This is a genomic window from Brevibacterium sp. 'Marine' (assembly GCF_012844365.1).
In the GTDB taxonomy this organism is placed as follows: domain Bacteria; phylum Actinomycetota; class Actinomycetes; order Actinomycetales; family Brevibacteriaceae; genus Brevibacterium.
In genome coordinates, this window is the sequence record NZ_CP051626.1 from 1,407,086 (window position 1) to 1,425,357 (window position 18,272).

General features: G+C 63.5%; 18 protein-coding genes. 12 read left to right on the forward strand and 6 right to left on the reverse strand.

The window, feature by feature from the left end; all coding sequences use genetic code 11:
• The first annotated feature begins 63 nt into the window (after positions 1–63).
• Entirely contained in the window at positions 64–453 is a 390-nt protein-coding gene (locus tag HF684_RS06235) for a helix-turn-helix domain-containing protein (protein ID WP_169251789.1), read from the forward strand.
• Between the two features lie 27 nt (positions 454–480).
• On the opposite strand, the gene HF684_RS06240 is transcribed toward HF684_RS06235, so the two are convergent.
• The gene (locus tag HF684_RS06240; protein WP_169251790.1) at positions 481–921 is read right to left on the reverse strand and encodes a carcinine hydrolase/isopenicillin-N N-acyltransferase family protein; all 441 of its coding nucleotides are present in this window, start codon (positions 919–921) and stop codon (positions 481–483) included.
• A gap of 224 nt (positions 922–1,145) precedes the next feature.
• Positions 1,146–1,586 (reverse strand): hypothetical protein, encoded by a 441-nt coding sequence (locus tag HF684_RS06245; RefSeq protein WP_169251791.1) that lies wholly within the window; start codon positions 1,584–1,586, stop codon positions 1,146–1,148.
• A 72-nt stretch (positions 1,587–1,658) separates the two neighbouring features.
• Here HF684_RS06245 and bioB point away from each other — a divergent pair, with 72 nt between their 5' ends.
• The 6 genes from bioB (at position 1,659) to HF684_RS06275 (ending at position 7,641) form a co-directional block, all read left to right on the forward strand.
• Complete coding sequence (gene bioB / locus HF684_RS06250; RefSeq protein WP_169251792.1) at positions 1,659–2,897, forward strand: biotin synthase BioB; 1,239 nt, start codon at positions 1,659–1,661, stop codon at positions 2,895–2,897.
• Positions 2,890–4,236, forward strand: a complete 1,347-nt coding sequence (gene bioA / locus HF684_RS06255; protein ID WP_169251793.1) for an adenosylmethionine--8-amino-7-oxononanoate transaminase — start codon at positions 2,890–2,892, stop codon at positions 4,234–4,236. The genes bioB and bioA overlap by 8 nt, the downstream gene beginning before the upstream one ends.
• Positions 4,233–5,366, forward strand: coding sequence for an 8-amino-7-oxononanoate synthase (locus tag HF684_RS06260; RefSeq protein WP_169251794.1), 1,134 nt, complete (start codon positions 4,233–4,235; stop codon positions 5,364–5,366). The genes bioA and HF684_RS06260 overlap by 4 nt, the downstream gene beginning before the upstream one ends.
• The gene (gene bioD / locus HF684_RS06265) at positions 5,363–6,232 is read left to right on the forward strand and encodes an ATP-dependent dethiobiotin synthetase BioD (protein WP_169251795.1); all 870 of its coding nucleotides are present in this window, start codon (positions 5,363–5,365) and stop codon (positions 6,230–6,232) included. The genes HF684_RS06260 and bioD overlap by 4 nt, the downstream gene beginning before the upstream one ends.
• Positions 6,233–6,404: 172 nt before the next feature.
• Positions 6,405–6,563, forward strand: a complete 159-nt coding sequence (locus tag HF684_RS06270) for a hypothetical protein (RefSeq protein WP_169251796.1) — start codon at positions 6,405–6,407, stop codon at positions 6,561–6,563.
• Between the two features lie 289 nt (positions 6,564–6,852).
• Complete coding sequence (locus HF684_RS06275; protein ID WP_169251797.1) at positions 6,853–7,641, forward strand: aldolase/citrate lyase family protein; 789 nt, start codon at positions 6,853–6,855, stop codon at positions 7,639–7,641.
• A gap of 398 nt (positions 7,642–8,039) precedes the next feature.
• Here the strand turns inward: HF684_RS06275 and HF684_RS06280 are convergent, their stop codons facing one another.
• A complete protein-coding gene (locus HF684_RS06280) occupies positions 8,040–8,966 on the reverse strand; it encodes an amidohydrolase family protein (protein ID WP_248279135.1) in 927 nt (308 codons plus the stop codon).
• 268 nt (positions 8,967–9,234) lie between these two features.
• Positions 9,235–9,867 carry a TetR/AcrR family transcriptional regulator gene (locus HF684_RS06285; protein ID WP_348981438.1) on the reverse strand — a complete coding sequence of 211 codons (633 nt, stop codon included), beginning with the start codon at positions 9,865–9,867 and terminating at the stop codon, positions 9,235–9,237.
• 197 nt (positions 9,868–10,064) lie between these two features.
• Here HF684_RS06285 and HF684_RS06290 point away from each other — a divergent pair, with 197 nt between their 5' ends.
• From HF684_RS06290 to HF684_RS06310, 5 genes are read left to right on the forward strand one after another with little or no spacing between them, the layout of a single operon-like run.
• Positions 10,065–11,741, forward strand: coding sequence for an FAD-dependent monooxygenase (locus HF684_RS06290; protein WP_169251799.1), 1,677 nt, complete (start codon positions 10,065–10,067; stop codon positions 11,739–11,741).
• Positions 11,742–11,771: 30 nt separating this feature from the next.
• A complete protein-coding gene (locus HF684_RS06295) occupies positions 11,772–12,638 on the forward strand; it encodes an alpha/beta fold hydrolase (protein WP_169251800.1) in 867 nt (288 codons plus the stop codon).
• Positions 12,639–12,640: 2 nt separating this feature from the next.
• The gene (locus HF684_RS06300; protein WP_211168079.1) at positions 12,641–13,672 is read left to right on the forward strand and encodes a VOC family protein; all 1,032 of its coding nucleotides are present in this window, start codon (positions 12,641–12,643) and stop codon (positions 13,670–13,672) included.
• Positions 13,673–13,692: 20 nt separating this feature from the next.
• Positions 13,693–15,297 (forward strand): bifunctional 3-(3-hydroxy-phenyl)propionate/3-hydroxycinnamic acid hydroxylase, encoded by a 1,605-nt coding sequence (locus HF684_RS06305; protein ID WP_169251801.1) that lies wholly within the window; start codon positions 13,693–13,695, stop codon positions 15,295–15,297.
• A gap of 25 nt (positions 15,298–15,322) precedes the next feature.
• A complete protein-coding gene (locus HF684_RS06310) occupies positions 15,323–16,114 on the forward strand; it encodes a fumarylacetoacetate hydrolase family protein (protein WP_169251802.1) in 792 nt (263 codons plus the stop codon).
• 405 nt (positions 16,115–16,519) lie between these two features.
• Here the strand turns inward: HF684_RS06310 and HF684_RS06315 are convergent, their stop codons facing one another.
• Together HF684_RS06315 and HF684_RS18740 are read right to left on the reverse strand one after the other, a co-directional pair.
• A complete protein-coding gene (locus tag HF684_RS06315) occupies positions 16,520–17,029 on the reverse strand; it encodes a thioesterase family protein (protein ID WP_169251803.1) in 510 nt (169 codons plus the stop codon).
• A gap of 826 nt (positions 17,030–17,855) precedes the next feature.
• Complete coding sequence (locus tag HF684_RS18740; protein ID WP_248279136.1) at positions 17,856–18,257, reverse strand: hypothetical protein; 402 nt, start codon at positions 18,255–18,257, stop codon at positions 17,856–17,858.
• Positions 18,258–18,272: the final 15 nt, after the last annotated feature.

Here is an 18,272-nt window from a genome sequence, read left to right on the forward strand (position 1 = left end):
TCGTAGTCTGAGCTTCCAAAGGTATCTTTGGGGTATCGAGTACCTCAAGGATACTATTGAGCCATGAGTGTGAGAGTTCGATGGGAAGGCGATGCCTTCGACCCCGAATGCCCGACCCGAGTGGTTCTCGATCGAGTCGGGGACAAGTGGACGGTGCTCATCGTCGACATCCTCGATGCCGGTCCGAAGCGCTTCAGCGAGATCCGTCTGGCCATCGGCGGAATCACCCCGAAGGTGCTGACCTCGACCCTGCGGTCGCTTGTCGCCGACGGCCTCATCGAGCGCGAGGTCTTCGCCGAGGTGCCGCCGCGGGTGGAGTATTCGCTCACCGACCTCGGCCGGTCACTGCAGGAACCCGTGGCCGCACTCCGGACGTGGGCAGAGGTCAATGTCGCGGAGATCGTCGAGAACCGGGACCGCCGCGACGAAGCACAGGTGTCCGCGGGCATGTGAACAGTTCCCAAGCCAGAGCTCGAGCGATCAGCTGGAGAGGGTGAAGTCGTGTGACTTCTCCGCGATCACCCGCAGGGTGCCTTCGCCGAGGTCGTAGACGCTCTGCCATTGAGTGTGGGCCTGGCGCACATCGTCGAGCAGGCCGACCGCCTCGTTGACGGAAACCTTCCCAGCGGCGGCCGAGAGCGTGTCCGCGCAGGTGGAGTAGCGCCACTGTCCGCCGCGCTGATCTTCGGTCGTCGTGGACATGTGGACGTTCTCCAAGCACATCCACGGCTGCCCCTGCGGAGGACGGATGACCTGCATCGTGCCGGCGTCGTATTCGACGACGGCTTTCGCCCCCGTGCCGTCGGCGATCAGATAGTGCAGTCCTGGCCCACCGGTGAAATCGACATTGTGGCCGTCGAAGAGGTCGAGGGCGTCCTCGAGTCTCTCCGCGTGGTCGAGCACCATGCGCTGGATGCCCAAGACGCCGAACCACCGATGAGCACCGATCGTCGACTCAGGGGAGTGGGAGGCGGACTCAGGGGAATTGGGCTCGATCTCTGATGCGCCATGTGCTGTCCGTCCTTGGACGCAGGGGGCCGAGAGGGCATCGGTCCGATGCGGGTCATCGGTGTGGGGTGAATGCTATCAAGGTCGTCTCGATCGGCCCGGGCAGGCGATGAAGGCGGCACACCGAGTGCGGCACATCAAGCACGAGCGAGCTGTCCGAACACGGTGACGAAATCACGCAGGCCCCCTGCGACCCGATAGATCCGCGGCTGGCCGGAGTAGACCCAGTTGTTCGTGATGATCGAGGCGCTGCCGCCGTTCGTCGCCTGTTTGAACTCGGCGACGTCGAGCGTCGAGAGATAGTCCGCGACGAGGCGGCTGCGCAGGTCCGGACCCATCTGCACCCAATGATCGGCGGCTTCGAAGCCGACCTCCGTCCATTCGCCACCGATCTCGCGGTAGGCGAGGGGGCGGCAGGGAGCGCTGATGCATTCGCCGAGCGGCGGTGCTCCAGAGTCCGCAACATCGCTGTCGACGTCGAGGAGTGCGGCCGGTCCGTCCGCCTCGGCGAGGCGCGGGTCGTCCGTTCCATCGACGCACTGTGGGTGGCCGCTGACGGTGAGGAGCGCGTAAGTCATCACACCATTCTGCCTGCTCGGGCAACAACGTGGGATTTTGCACCCTCCTGAACAGTGTTCAATAATGGCAATATGGATAGCTATCAAATACTCGCCGAGCGCGTGCTCGCCGGCGATTCGGCCACCGCCTCCGACGCTTGCGCGATCCTGTCGTCGCCCGATGAGGATCTGCTCGATCTGATCGCGGCTGCCTCACGGCTGCGCCGCGAACATTTCGGCAATCTCGTCAAGGTCAACTACCTCGTCAATCTCAAATCAGGGCTGTGTCCAGAAGACTGCGGCTATTGTTCGCAGCGCTTGGGTTCCGAAGCCGACATCCTCAAATACTCGTGGCTGCCCAGGGAAGAGGCGAAGCGGCAGGCGGAATTCGGTCTGGCAGGAGGAGCCTCGCGGGTCTGCCTCGTAGCCTCAGGACGCGGTCCCTCGAACCGGGACGTCGAACGAGTCTCTGGCATGGTCGAGGAAATCAAATCCTCATCGCCCGGCGTCGAGGTGTGCGCGTGCCTCGGGTTCCTCAAGGACGGTCAGGCGAAGCGGCTCAAGGACGCCGGGGTCGACGCGTACAACCACAACCTCAACACCGCTGAGTCCCATTACGCCGACATCTGCTCGACTCATACATTCGCCGATCGCGTCGACACTGTGGACAAGGCCCGCGGTGCAGGACTTTCCCCGTGCTCGGGGCTCATCGTCGGAATGGGGGAGACGAACGAACAGATCATCGAGGCCATTGAAGCGCTCAAGGCCGTCGACTCCGATTCGATCCCGGTCAACTTCCTCATTCCATTCGACGGTACGCCACTCGAAGGTACCTGGACGCTTACCCCGCAGCACTGTATGCGGATTCTCTGTGCGGTCCGGTTCCTCTGCCCGGACCGCGAGCTGCGCATCGCCGGCGGCCGGGAGATGCACTTGCGTTCGCTGCAGCCGATGTCGCTGCACGTGGCCAATTCCCTCTTCCTCGGCGACTACCTCACCTCGGAGGGACAGGCCGCGGAAGAGGACCTCGACATGATCGTCGACGGCGGATTCGAGATCGTCGGCGCGGACAGTGCCCAACAACTGCGTGATGAGCTCAAGTCCCACCGGGCCGCCCATCTGGCGGCCTTCGGCAGCGCAACCCCCGATGGAAGTGACGACACCACCGCCGCCGGCATGGCGAATGCGCCCGCCTCGGTGCCATCGGCAGCCGGCACTCTGCCGTGCGGCAAGCCGTTGCCGCCCGTCGGTCTCGAGGCAGACGGTTCCGACGTCACGATCCCGACGATCCGTCGTCGAGGCGCAGGGACGGAGCTCTCACCCAATGCCTGATCCTGCGCGACGTGATCCTTTGAGCACTCTGGAACGCGACTCCGGGCTCCTATGGCATCCCTACGCTCCGCTCGACGCCGGCGCGCATTTCTCAGTCACCGGCGCGGCTGGTCCCTACGTAGACCTGTGCGATGTCGCCGGTGCCTCTCACCGGCTTGTCGACGGCATGAGCTCGTGGTGGTCGGTCGTCCACGGCTACCGGCATCCGTTCATGGACGCGGCGCTGACCGCTCAGCTGGGGTCATTCTCACATGTCATGTTCGGCGGTCTGACGCACGGCCCGGCTGTCGACCTGGCCGAGCGCCTCGTCGCATTCACACCCCCGGGACTCGACCATGTCTTCCTGGCCGACTCGGGCTCGGTCTCGGTCGAAGTCGCGCTCAAGCTGGCCGTCCAATATCAACGGGCTCGCGGGCGCGATCGCAGACGTTTCCTCGCACTCGAAGGCGCTTACCATGGTGACACGACGGGAGCGATGGGTGTGTGTGATCCGGTCGGTGGGATGCACACTGATTTCGCAGGTTTGCTGGCATCTCAGCTGTTCCTACCTCGTCCGCCGTTGCCGGAGGCTTCCCCCGCCGAAGTGGACGCATGGGTGATCAAGGCTGAAAATTTCGTCGATGCGCACGGGGCAGAGATCGCCGGCATCATCGTCGAACCCCTCTTCCAAGGTGCCGGAGGCATGCGCCCGTATCACCCAGCCGCCCTGCAGTCACTGCGACGGTTGGCCACTGAGATCGATGCCGTGCTGATCGCCGACGAGATCGCCACCGGCTTCGGACGCACGGGCTCTGACTTCGCCTGTCGGGCCGCCGGGATCACCCCGGACGTCATGTGCCTGGGCAAGGCTCTGACCGGCGGCTATCTCACATTGGCGGCGCTGATGTGCAGTGAAACGGTTGCAGACGTCATCACCGCTTCGTCCCACCGAGCGCTCATGCACGGGCCTACGTTCATGGCTAATCCTTTGGCCTGCGCGGCAGCCATTGCCTCGATCAGTCTGCTCTTCGCCGCCGACGAGGGCGGGTGGGAGGCGGCCATCGCACGCATCGCCCCGGCTCTCGAATCCGGGCTCGCTCCCGCTCGAGGGTTCGAGCACGTGGCCGAGGCGCGTGTGACCGGTGGTATCGGCGTCGTCGAACTCGACCGCCCGGTCGACGTGGGGCTGACCACGCGCATAGCCGCCGAACATGGGGTGTGGCTGCGGCCGTTTCGGCGGCACATCTATACGATGCCTCCATATATCTCGTCTCCAGAGGTGGTGGACACCGTCACGGCGGCGATGGTCGCGGCAGCCGCGGCACACGGGGATGGGTGCGAGTTCGAGGTTGCATCGTGAACGCCTTCTTCTCCCGCCTTTCCGCCGCGGCCGAGCGCCGAAGTGCTGCCGGTCTGGACCGCAGTGACCTCGTGCTCGACGGACTCGACCTCGCCTCGAACGACTACCTCGGACTCTCGGCGCATCCGCTGGTGCGTGCCGCAGCGATCGAGGAGATCGAACGCATCGGCACCTCGGCCAGCGCGTCCCGACTCGTCACCGGAACCACACACGCCCACCACCGATTGGAAGCTGCGCTGGCCGAACGGCTGCGGCACCCTGCGTGTGTGACCTTCTCCAGCGGTTATCTGGCCAATATCGCTGCCGTCACTGCTCTGGCCGGTCCCGATACTCTCATCATCTCCGACGCCCACAACCATGCGTCACTCATCGATGCCTGCCGTCTGGCGAAAGCTCCGACGAGTATCGTCGCCCACAACGACCAGGGCGCCGTTGAAGCCGCACTGGCTGGTCGTCAGCAGTCCGAGGCGCTTGTCATCGTCGAATCGGTGTACTCCGTCTTCGGTGACGCCGCGGACCTGCCCCGACTTCTTGACCTCTGCGCTCGTTACGACGCTCTGCTGCTCGTCGACGAAGCCCACGGGATCGGTGTGACCGGCACCGAGGAATTCGTCGGAATGGGGGCGGCTGCCGCGGTGAGCGAATTCCGCGACCGTCTCGTTGTCACCGCAACGCTGTCGAAAGCGCTCGGCTCCCAAGGAGGGGCTGTGCTGGGAGCCGATCTCATCCGTGATGCTGTGGTCAACACTGCACGTACCTTCATCTTCGACACCGGTCTTTCCCCTGCCGGGGCGGCCGCTGCGCGTGCCGCTCTCGACCTCATCACCGCTGAGCGGGTGGCCTCGATGAAGGCAGCCCGCGCACAACTGGCAGCCGTGCTTGATGTGCCGGTTCCAGCCGGTGCGGTGCTGTCCGTTCCGATGCCGAGCCCGGAATCCGGCGTCCGGGCACGCGAACTGCTATGCGAGGAAGGCATCCTCGTCGGCTGTTTCCGCCCACCTTCGGTGCCCGACGGCATCACGCGTCTGCGGCTGACCGCTCGCGCCGGATTCAGCCCTGATGAGCTGGCCTATGCCTGTGAGCGCATTCGGGCGATCACCGAAATCTGCGCTGCGGAGTCGGCAGCATGATCCCGCGCTTTCTGCTCGTCACGGGAACGGACACCGGCGTCGGCAAGACCATCGCCACCGCGGCGCTGGCCGCGGCACTGACGGCGGTTGGGCGTCGAGTGATCATGTGCAAGCCGATCCAGACGGGGCATATCAGGGCCGACGATCCTGCACGTGAGCAGCTCGAGTCCGATTACTGCGACGTCGTCACAGAATCTGACGCGGAGGCGGTGGCGCGGCTGACCGGCATCTATACGTTCACGAACACCACCCTCCGCCTGCCGATGGCTCCGGTTCCCGCCGCCAAAGCCGAATCGGACGAGAACAAGTCGGCCGACGACAAATCAGCTGATGCCAAATCAGCCGACCCATGGCCAGCAGACCCCGAGTCAGCCGATGATGAGTCAGCTGGCGCTGTACGACCCGTTCCGGACTTTTCAGGAGCCGACAGAGTCTCGAATCTGCCGAGCGCGGCCGAGCATGTGGACTTCATACGTACGGCACTGGCGCGAACCGATGCCGACCATGTCCTCGTCGAAGGGTCCGGGGGAGTCCTCGTCGATTTCGGAGGGCTTACCCTCGCCGACATCGCAGCCGGACTGTCGGAGGGAGAAAACTCGGTCGGTGCCGCCATCGTCGTCCGCTCACGCTTAGGGACTCTCAACCACACCGCTCTCACCGCTGAAGCCCTTGAGAGACGGCGGGTTTCGACCACCGGCATCATCATCGGTTCGTGGCCCGAAAAGGCGTCTCCGGTTGACCGTGACAATTTGGCTGCACTGTCGGCGATGGCACCTGTGCTCGGAGCGATTCCCGCCGGGGTCGGAGACAGGCTCGATCGGAACGAGTTCACTGCCCGGGCACCTGGGTGGCTGCGGCTGTCCTGATCGCAGAGGCGGTGAAGGAATCAGCCTGGTCGTCACTGTGAATCGTCGCAGGTCAGCTCAAATATCTCTGGTCCCCCCCCACTGCACCCACTACACCAGGGCCGATGGCAGCGACGACTGGTCGCAGCGCCTCGGCGAGGAGCGGGCGGCTCGTGCCTGGTGCACCCGTGATGTGCTCGATGCGGGTGCGATCCTCGCGCTCGGCTCCGACTATCCCGTCGCGCCCTACGAAATACTCAAGATCATGGCCGATGCGCAACTGCGCCGGCCCGTCGACGAGCCGGAGACCGCCCCGATCCTCCCGGATCAGGCCCTCACCGCCGCCGAGTAAACGACGGGACCACGCCGGGCGATCGCCGAAGACGGGGGATATCTCGCCGTCGGTGGGCCCGCCTCGTTTGCGGTGCTCGACGTCGATCCGCTCGAGGCGAACCCGGTGACGCTGGGCGGGGCGAACGTGCTGCTCACCGTGTCGGAAGGGTTGGTCACCCACAGAGCGTGAACTGGTATGCGTGAGCGGCGGGTGCGCCCGCCCTCAGTCTTTTCCGTCCCGTCTCCACGCGTGATCCACATTACGGTCGTGGGTGGCGCCTGCGGGCGGCGTGTGGTTCGATGCCGGCATGACTGAAGCGATCGAAGCCCACCGCGCCCGACTGGCCGCCGGTGAGGTCTACAACGGACTGTGGGTGATGAGCTCGAGCCAGGAGCTCGCGAAGATCGGATCCGCGGCCGGGTTCGACTATGTGAGCATCGACCTGCAGCATGGACTGAGCCGTCCCACGGATGTCCTTCGACTCACCGATGCCATCCGTGCAAGCGGATCGGCCCTGGTCACGGCGCGCGTGGCTGCGAATCGCTTCACCGAGATCGGTGCGCTCGCAGATGCCGGCGTCGAGGCGATCATCGTTCCACTCGTCTCCACCGCCGCCGAGGCCGCAGCCGCAGCAGCAGCACTCGACTATCCCAGCCGCGGTGGCGACCGTTCCTGGGGGCCGACCTCCGAGCTCATCTCCGGAGTCGTCCAGGACACGCGTGCCGAGCGACCGCTCCTATTCGTCATGATCGAGAACAAGGAGGGGCTGGAGAACCTCGACGCGATCTGCGCCGTCGACGGCGTGGACGGGGTCTATGTCGGTCCCGCCGACCTCGCCTTCGCCGTGGGCGCGCTCCCGGGTCAACCCGATGAGGCCCACGCCGAGGCGGTGAGACGCATTCGTGAGGCCGCCGACGCGGCAGGCAAGATTCCCGGTATCCACTGCGGCAACGGTACGGAAGCGCGAGTCCGCCGCAAACAGGGATACCGGTTCATCACCTCGGCAGGGGACATCGGGGCCGCAGGCCGGGCCTTCCGCGAGGATCTTGCCACTGCCCGCGGCAACGGCGACCCGAGCAGGGGCATCGCCTACTGAGACCGACAGGACGCTGAGCTGCGGAGTGTGCCGATTCGGACACAATCGTGGGGCACCGCGCTCGCCTGGATAGGTTGAGAGCTTATGAGGCTCCGATAGCGAACCATATTCACATCCGCGTTGTGCCTGGTCATGCTGGCGACAGTGGCCGCCTGCACGAACGACTCGGATGATCCTCTGGAGTATCCGGATTCGCCGAGCCGACATGGTTCGGACTTCGGCGCCGAAGACCTGTCCGGAACAACGATCCTGGGTACCATCGCGCTGATCTCCACACGATGACCTCCGGGGGCGGTCTCGCCGCGGTCGACCTCAGCAGCGGGCGAGTGCTCTGGACCGGCAGGAGCGGTGGATGAGGTTGGTTGACGCGATCAGAGTCTTTCGTTGACAGCCCGGTGTCACACGGCAAGACGGGGGAAAAGAGTTTCAGCGTTGCCTCGATTGATGGCGTGATGGGTCGGAGCATCTGCCTCGTAATCGTCGAGCATCGCGTCGAACTCTGCGGTGTTCGGCGCGAAGGGGAAATCGCTGCCGTACGTGATATGTGTGGGTTCTGCGAAAGCGAGGAGCGATGGCAGAGCAGTGGGAGATGAGGACAATGCGGTGTCGAAGTAGAACCGGCGTAGATCCTGAAGAATCGTCTCCGCTGTGACGTCGTCGTTGAATTGCGCGGCTCCTTTGAACCGGTACGCTGCGTAAGGCAGGAAACCTCCCGCGTGGCTGAGGATGATGCGAAGGTTAGGGTGGCGCCTCAAGACCCCGTTGGCGACTAGGTGCAGTGCGGACCGTGTCGTGTCGAATGGGAAGTCGAGCAATGGACTCGGTAGGCCGGGGAGCATTGTCAATTGCGGTGCCTCGGGATGGACGAAGACGACGACTTCGCGTTCGGCGAGCATCTCCCACAGTGGCGCGTAGGACGGATCGCCGAGATACCTGCCGCGAACGTTTGAGAGGACCACGACACCATCGGCATGCAGTTCATCGACAGCGCGTGTGGCCTCGGCGATCGATCCGTCGACATCGGGCAGCGGCAAGGTGGCAAACAGTCCGAAGCGGTCTGGTCGGTCCTTGGCGAGCTCGGCACCGAAATCGTTGACGCGTCGGGCGAGGTCGCGAGCTTGTTGATCATCTCCGAAGTGTGTCCCGGGCGAACTCAAAGACAGCAGGCCGGTCGAAATCTGCTCGTCGTCCATCAGTGCGAGCGCGGCGTCGAGGCTCCACCTCGGTGTGGGCCAGCCGCCGGCAGTGAGGCCGTTGGCGTCCATGAAGTCGCGATAGAAGCCAGGTATGTAGTGGTGGTGGGTATCGATTCGACCGGCGTTCACGGTGTGACTCAATTCTTCAGTGGTGTCTGTTCTGTCGACTGTTCACGCTAAGGGAGCAAATGCGCCCGCACAATAGTCCTTCTTTTTGCTCCGCTTCGGTGCAGCGACAGAGAATGTAGGCATTGCTGTGCAGTCAGTGGTGGCGTTGGTGGTGACGACGCTCGTGTGTCTCGCGGCCACTGTCCTGGTCAGCAACCGGAAACGGGTGGTGACAATGAAGGACCTCCACCCGGTGATGTCGATGTAGAACCGGTCAACCCCGTCGGCGCTAGATCTCCGGCAGGAGATCGGGCAGTGCCGGCAGAGCCGTATGCGCGAGCTTCTCCGCCTCTGACTGGTTGATGCCGAGCATCACGAGGACTCGCTCCGCGGCAGTATCCGAGAACGCATTGCCGTTGTCATCCGGCCGATCTTCGAGCAGCTGGAGCAGACCGAGGAGCGCTCCACCGAGGACCATCACCGTGATGTCCGGATCCAGGCGGGTGAACCGTCCGGCCTCGACGCCTGCCCTCAGACCCTCAATGGCCCGACTGCGCAAGCCACGATCACGAGAGAGGATCGACGTTCCCGACCGCAAGAGCACCCGGACCAGTTCGGGATTGGCCCGCTGCAGGCGACCAGTCATTCTGAATCCGGTCGCGATGTATTCGGCCGGGTCGTCGACGTCGCTGGCCGCGGCATCGGCCAGGCTAGCCCAATCGTCGAGGGCCGCCTCCACGGCTGCCGCCATCAGCTCCTCTTTCGAGTTGAAGTGGTTGTAGAACGAGCCGAAGCCGACATCGGCGGCATCGGTGAGCTCTTTGATACTCACGCCCATGTCTCCCGAGGCCAGGTGTTGCTGTGCCGCCCGTACGAGGGCTGCACGGGTTCGTTGTTTGCGGCGATCGAGTCGGTTGGTCACAGTTCTGAGGATACCGTCACCAGCTTCGCCATCAGCAGTCGGGGGTGCGAGATTGTCTGCGGGAGACCGAGAATGCGGCGGGCTGCGACTGGATGATGACCGACCGTCGGTGGGGCTGATCTGAGTGCAGCGGTGCGGCTGCAGGAAAATGATGATATCGTCAGAAGTGACGAAAAAATCTCGCCGGGGAGGTAGCCATGGACGCGTCCATACTCGTGGTAGGGGCAGGCCCTGTAGGAACGTGCCTGGCCATCGATGCAGGACTGAGAGGTGTCGACGTCACCGTCGTCGAAAGCCGGAGCGCCGAGGACCCGCCCGATGCGAAATGCAACACCATCGCCTCCCGCACAATGGAAATCTTCCGCCGCTTCGGCATCGCCGATCAGGTCCGCGAAGCAGGGCTCCCGGACGCGTATCCGACGGACACTCTCTATGCCACCTCGGTGAGCGGGCCGGAGCTGACCCGGATCGTCATGCCATCCCGATCAGAACGTTCGCACCCGGGGTTCTACGACAGCGAGTGGCCCACCCCGGAACCCATGGTGCGGGAGAGCCAAATGTGGCTCGAACCGATCCTCCGGCAGTGTTTGCTCTCGCTGCCGAACGTCCGCTTCTTGCCGGAGACTGAGTTCGTCTCCTCCACTCAGGACGCCGACGGTGTGACTGCTGTCTGTCGCCCTGTGAAGACCGATGATGAGTTCGAATTGAGGGTCGGCCACCTCATCGGCTGCGACGGCGGTTCGAGCCGAGTCCGCAAGCAGATGGGGGTGAGATTCCAAGGTGACGGAGAGATCTCGCGGACCCGGTCCACCCTGATCCGCTCGGCCGGGGTGCGGGAGCTGTTTGGATCCCGCAGGCCCGCGTGGATGACATGGATCGCCAATAGTCGGGTCAAAGCCAATGTGGTCGCCATCGACGGGCAGGACCTGTGGCTGGTGCACCGGGCATTAGACCCGGGCGAGACGGACTTTGAGACCGTTGACCTCGAGCAGTCAATCCGGGACGCGCTGGGAGTCGGCCCCAACTTCGACTTTGAGATCATTCGCAATGAGGACTGGGTGGGCCGACGTCTCGTCGCTGACCGCTTCCGAGACGGTCGACTCTTTGTGGCCGGAGACGCCGCCCACCTGTGGGTGCCCTTCGCCGGCTACGGGATGAATGCCGGAATTGCCGATGCGACGAACCTGTCCTGGCTGCTCAGTGCGGTGCACTCCGGGTGGGCCGATGCCGGCATCCTCGACGCCTATGAAGCCGAGCGCCAGCCGCTGACCGACCAGGTATCGCGTTTGGCGATGGCAAAGATGGAAGAGAACGCCGACCTCGTCGCGAAGCAGAGAGTGCCGCGGATCCTAACCTCGCGCGGACTCATCGGACGTATCGTCCGCCGCCGACTGGGCAGGAAGCTGCTGGCCGCGAACATCGCGCAGATGTCGCCCGAGGGCCTCAACTTCGGGTACTACTACGAGGACTCACCGATCATTCCCGACCACGGCCAGACCCCGCCGACCTATGACATGGGTTCCCACGTTCCATCGACGGTGCCCGGATGTCGGCTTCCCCACTTCAGCGTCGACGGCATCAGCATCCTCGACCGTCTTGGACCGGACTACACGCTCATTCGCTTCAACCAGAGCATCGACGTCGCGCCGCTGGTGCAGGGACCTGTGCCCTTCGTGCTCGTCGACGCCGTGCGCCCGACCGATCCCGTATTCGAGCATGATCTGCTCATCGTTCGCAGCGACACGCACGTCGCCTGGCGAGGCAACGACCTGCCGGGCCGGATCGACGAGCTCAGTCAGCAGCTGCGAGGAGCGCCAGCTTCCTCGGCGACGAGCTCCGCTGCGCTGCAGACGATTGTGACCACCCCGCACTGAACCTTCAGTCAGAAACCCAAGGAGGACACCATGGAGCCTCAGGCCCCACCCCGCTTAGACAGCACAGTCCGCGTCGGACACCGTGAGATCTTCGTCACGGAGGCCGGCGAAGGCGATCCCGTCGTGCTCTTGCACGGCGGCGGACCCGGTGCCACCGGACTGTCGAACTATTCGCAGAACATCGACGCACTTGCGCGCAGCTTCCGGGTCATCGTTCCCGATATGCCGGGATACGGGCGGTCGACGAAGGGGATCGATGCGACTGATCCCTTCGGCGACCTCGCCCTGTTCATCGGAGGTCTGCTCGATGCCCTTGATATTCCGCGAGCTCACCTCGTCGGGAACTCCTACGGCGGAGCCGCTGCGCTGCGTTGTGCACTCGACCGGCCTGACCGCGTGGACAGACTCGTCCTGATGGGACCCGGCGGGATCGGCACTTCGAAGTCATTGCCGACCGCGGGTCTGAAGTCGCTCCTGTCTTATTACGACTCCGAAGGGCCATCGCGGAAGAAGCTCGAGAGCTTCATCCGCGAGTATCTTGTCTTCGATGGGGCCTCGGTGCCGGCCGAGGTCATCGACGAACGCTACCACGCGAGCCTCGATCCTGAAGTCATCGCGCACCCGCCGCTGGCTCGACCGACCCGGCCGGGACTGCTTCGCAAGATCGCGCGAATGGATCTTCTCCGGCACAAGAACCTCAACCGAATTGCGACCCCGACGCTCGTCGTCTGGGGCAAGGAGGACCGGGTCAACCGGCCGGAAGGCGGGCAGAAACTCGTCTCGGCCATGCGCAACGCCGACATGTATGTGGTGTCCGGGGCCGGGCACTGGGTCCAATGGGAGCGGGCGGACCTCTTCAATCGCCTCACCACCGATTTCCTCACGAAGGAGGACTGATCATGACTATGCACACGACGACGTCGGGCCGCAGCGGATCGACGTCATCCATCTTCGGCGCCATCCACCTCGGCTACGTCGTCATCGAGACCGAGCGCTTCACAGACTGGCATCGATTCGGGGCCGATGCCATCGGCCTCCACGTCGATGTCCTCGATGCCGACGTGATGCGATTCCGGATGGACGACCATTCGTGCCGGTTCCTGCTGCAGCGCGGTCCCGCCGAGGACCTCGTCGCCGCAGGATGGGAGATCGACGATCACGAAACGTTCGACGAGGTGCTGCGTCGTGTCACCGCGCGCGGCGTTCCCGTCGAAGAGGGCTCACCGGACGAGTGCCGGCTGCGCGGGGTCGAGCGGCTGTGGCGGTTCCCCGGGCCGAAGGGAATCAAGACAGAGATCTTCACGACGGCCGTGCGATCGGACGAGCCGTTGAACATGCAGATCAGTTCATTCGTCACTGATGACTCGGGAATGGGTCACCTGGCATTGACGACGAAGCACCCGGAACAGCTGCGCTCGTACTACAACACGGTCTTCGACGCACGGATCACCGACTTCATCGATGAGAACGTCAGCGGCCTGATGCTCAAAATCCGGTTCCTCCGGGTCAACGAACGCCACCACTCAATCGCGATCGCGAACATCAATGGCATCAAGATGGACCCAATCCGGACCTCGATCCAGCACATGAACATCCAGGTGGCCACACTTGAGGACATGATCGATTCGCATGCTCGGGTCAGACAGCTCGGGTTCGGAATGGCCTGGGCGGTAGGACAGCACACGAATGACCGGGAACTCTCTTATTACTGCATCACTCCCTCCGGTTTCGAACTCGAAGTCGGCTGGAATCCGGTGCTGATCACTCCTGAGCTCGAGGCGATCTGGGAACCGAACACGTACAACGGAATCTCCATATGGGGGCATACTCCTGAAGGTGAGACCGTGGTGTCGAAGATGAGGCAGTTCCGTCAGATCGTGAAGTCGCTGAAGGAACAAGAGTTCGTCGTTCCCGAGCTGAGCGATCTGTGATGGCCAAGGAGACACCACAGATGCCCTCCTCGGACCGGGCTATCGAGACTCAGGTGGCGATCATCGGGTACGGGCCCGTCGGCGTATCCGCAGCGAACATGCTGGGCAGGCTGGGGGTCGACACCGTTGTCATCGAAAAGGACGAGGATCTGTACAACCGGGCAAGGGCGATCGCGACGGACGAGGAGGTCATCCGGATCTGGCAGAGCGTGGGTCTGGCCGATGAGCTCAAGGACGACATGCTCTTCGACTGTCCCATCGACTTCGTCGGCCGGGACGGGCGCTCGTTCCTCAGCTACACCCCGAAGCCGCGCGGCCACGGGCATCCGACCCAGCTGTTCATCTATCAGCCCGCGCTCGAGCAGACCCTGCGCGATGGTGTTTCCCGGTACCCGAATGTGCGCGTTCTCCTCGGGCACGAAGCCACGCGGCTGAGCCAAGACGACGACGGCGCCACGATTGAGTTCCGGTCCAGCGAGGACGGGAGCACCGGCACCGTCCGCGCGAAGTATGTGATCGCGGCGGACGGAGGGTCGAGTCCGACCCGGGGGAGACTGGGCGTCGGATTCGAAGGGCGGACCTACGAGGATCGTTGGGTCGTCATCGACACGAAAGTACTCAGGGAATGGCCGGAGGTCAATCGTCTGCGATTTCATTGCAACCCCGAGCGCCCGGCCGTGGACTGTCCCACTCCGCTCGATCACCACCGGTGGGAGTTCCCGGTCCTGCCGAGCGACGACGAGGAACGGCTGGTCACTCATGAGGCGATTGACGAGCTTCTCAACCAACAGGGCATCGAACCCGCCAACGTCGAGGTGCTGCGCGCCGTCATCTACAGCCACCACGTGCGATTCGCCGAGGACTGGCGGTGCGGACGCGTGTTCCTCGCCGGAGATGCCGCGCATGTGATGCCGCCCTGGGTCGGGGAGGGCATGGCCTCGGGAGTCCGCGACGCCGCGAACCTCACGTGGAAACTGGCAGCCGTCCTGCAAGGCAGCTTGCCCGACGCCGCGCTCGACAGCTACGAAGAGGAACGCAAGCCTCATGTGCGGAAGCTGACCTTCTCCGCCGTGGCCTGTGGGCGCATCATCACCGAGCGCCGGCGCCTCATCGCGGCGTTGCGGAACCCAGCAATGCGTGCATTCGCGAAGTTTCCGAAGATTGGCCGGGTCATCAGCGATGGGGACTGGTTCCCCGACGCTCGGTACACGCGTGGAATGCTCGGCGGTGCCCCGTACCTCCGCCGTGATCCCATCGGGTGGCTGATCCCTCAGCCGCATGTCCTCGATGCCCATGGGGATACCAAACTGCTCGACGACGCCCTGCCGAAAGGTTGGGCAGTGGTGACTTCAGGGACAGCGAATGATCCGGACGGCATCGATGCGTGGCGTCGCTGCGGGGTTCCAGTCGTCGAGCTGTTGGCCCCGGGTTCGACGCCTCGCCCCGGAGCACTCATCGACTATGACGGTTCCCTGGGGCGGTGGCTGCGCGACCACAGTGCCACTGCTGTGGCACTACGCCCCGACCGCTACGTATATGCCTCGGCAGGCAGGTCGCGCGGCCTGGCCGCGCCACCGCTGACCCAGCAGTATTCAACGCACCTACGCACCGCGACCGTCGGCTGAGCGACGAGAGATTCGAGGAAGACCAATGATTGATGTGGATAAGCTCGCCGATGAACTCTGGCAGGCGCAGCACTCCCTCGTGCCGATTCCGCAACCGAGCGCGGGCAAGTACGCGCAGCTCGACATCGACGAGGCGTACGCCGTGCAGACGCGCAACATCCAGCGTCGCCTCGACGCCGGGGAAGTCATTGTGGGACGCAAAATCGGACTGACATCCCTGGCCATGCAAGAACAACTGGGTGTCGACCAGCCCGACTTCGGTGTTATCACCGACCGGATGGTGACACCCAACGACGGAGAAATCGACGTTTCTAAGCTGATCGCACCTCGGGTCGAGCCGGAGTTCGCTTTCCGCATTGGGACCGAACTCTCGGCTGCGCCCACCATTGCCGAGGTGCGTGAAGCGGTGGAAGCGGTTGCACTGTCTGCCGAGATCATCGACTCGCGGGTGGCGGATTGGACGATCAGCTTCGTCGACACGGTCTCGGACAACGCCTCGAGCGCGGGAATCGTCGTGGGGCCGTGGAGGCCGGCGACTCCCGAGGGACTGACGGCGTTGATCGGCACCGACATCGCGCTTGTGCAGGACGGCGAGACGGTCTGCGAGGGTCCCGGGTCGGCAGTCCTGGGCGATCCGTTCGTGGCCCTACATTGGTTGGCGACCGCGATCGGGCGCTACGGACACGTGCTCACACCGGGGGACACGGTGCTCGCCGGTGCGGTTGCGGCGGCAGTTCCCCTCAGCGGGGGAGCGGATTGGCACGTCGTCGCCGAGGGGTTTGAACCGGTCACCTTCACGAGCTCTGCGAACTGCTAGAGCCGTGACTGAACAGTTCGAATCCCGCGAAGTGGAACTGTCTCTGAGCAGCTGCCATCGCTCAATTTTGTGGGTGCGCGTTCTTGCAAGTATCGCAGCTCGGTCGCCGCATGCGGAAACTTCCGCCGAAGCGAAGAATTTGGCTGTCTCGCTCCGACCGGCGTCAAGACGGTGACCTTTCGAGCAAGAGTTCCACGCTAATAGGAGTTTTTGCTGGGCGAGCCCGAGGTACGCGATTGGTCCAATCGGCAGATACATCTACCCGTCGAATAGGAAGAACAGATCACCGGTGCTTCGAGCGGTATCGGCGGAGCAATAGCGAGCCAAGAATGTGCCCGGAGCCGGGGTACGCGTCGTCGCGCCGCTCGGGAAATCTACCGGAGCAAACGTCGGCAACAGCTCGCGTCATTTGGCGTTGTGGCCGCGCCACTCGTGTATCCACTCGGGTAATTCCAGTCCTTCGGGCGGGTCGCCGAAGACACCGACGAGGTCTTGCAGCGGCACCGAGGCGCGATGTTGGGTCAGGAGACGGGTGGCGACAATTCCGCGAGCATAGACGTCACCTTGCGACACGATCCGGTGTTCGAAGTACACCGCACGGTCGTCGAGGCCGACGATCTTCGACTCCACGCTGTAGCGCTGGCCGAGCTTGAGGGACTTGCGGAAACTGATCGTCTCATCGCTGATGACGCCGGTCCACCGGCGAGCCCGGATCGTGCGCCAGATGCCGCTGCGCACCAAGGCGTCGAACCGGCCGAGGTCCATCATCATGAGGTACATGCCGTTGTTGACGTGGAAGTTGATGTCGATCTCCGTGGGCAGTACCCGAAGCGGCAAGGAGGAGTTCTCCCATTTGGTGATTGACGGTCGCCGACGGGAGAGTAATAGCCGCAGTACTATTCGTGCGAAGTGCATACCGCGAGCCTACCGACAAGTAGCTTTGTGACGCTACGATTACGATGCCCGCGTGTTCGATGCCTGGTCTTGCGTCGCAGATGCCAGAGCCTTTTTCGAGCTAGTGAAGTCGCGTGACAAAGGTACGTGGAATGCAGGACTCCGCGGAGAGGTAAAGATAACTCAGTCTTGAGCGTTCAAGAACTGAACTTCTGCGTAGAGCGGATAGCGATGGTGAGTAAGACAGCTGCGTGATTGAAACCCTGGCAGCTCGGGGGAGTGCCGTTCGCGATCGTGATTTATGCGAGCGGTGACTCTGCTCAGGCTCCGGATATGGCTATTCGGAGTCGAATGCAGACGACCGGTGATGTGTTAGTCACAGTGGGTGGCTCTCTAGTTTCATCTCGGGCATGTTGCCCGTTTGGCGGTTATCGAGCCGACAGGGCGCCACCGCGGCCTTTGGACATCTGCATCGCAGACCAGACGCCGCCTAGATGCTCGAACCGCGAATATTCCGTTCAACGTGGCTACATGAATCCCCATGGCGACGATGCTGCTGATGGGCCAGTTGCGGCGGATAGTCGTAGCTACAAGTCCAGTTGCTCAGCGACCTCAACAGGCATGATCGCAATCGTTACACCTGCTCGACCCATGACCACTCCCTCGAACTCTATTCCCGAGTCGATGGGGTTCGCGAGGCGGCGAGCGAATCCTCTGTTGACGTATCCGTAGATGTGTTTCGAGCCGGGACGAGCGACAGCAATCGCATGGGATCGTACTTGTTCTCGAGTTGTCGGCGAAGATCAACGTGGTCGCCGACTTTCAGGCGTGAGGCGGGGTAGTCCTTTCATCCTCGAACGTTCAAGTAGACGATCCCAAGTCTTGCCAGCGCCAGGTTTCCAGGGGCGGGTTGTTTTCCTGACACTTGGCTGACAAATCGTAGCTCGCCTTCGCGCCGCTCGGCTCGGAAGGCAAGGGTGCCGCGCTTGTCGCGGACCAGCTCGGAGTCGGCTTCAAGATGCGCCCCCTTGACATTCGGCGAGGACGAGCCGATCTCGAAGAGATTCGCAAGTGGGACCGAGAAAACGACCATGACGTTTATAACTGTGGTCGCATTCCAGCAGCTGTCGTCGAAGCCTACGACAACGCTCATTAACGCGGGTTTCGCGCGAAAACTCGGCAAGCTCGCCATCGATTCGGCGAAATCCGAAACGAAAAGGATGGCTAAGCGTGGGGTTTGCGACTCCACATCGGAATCGGCCTA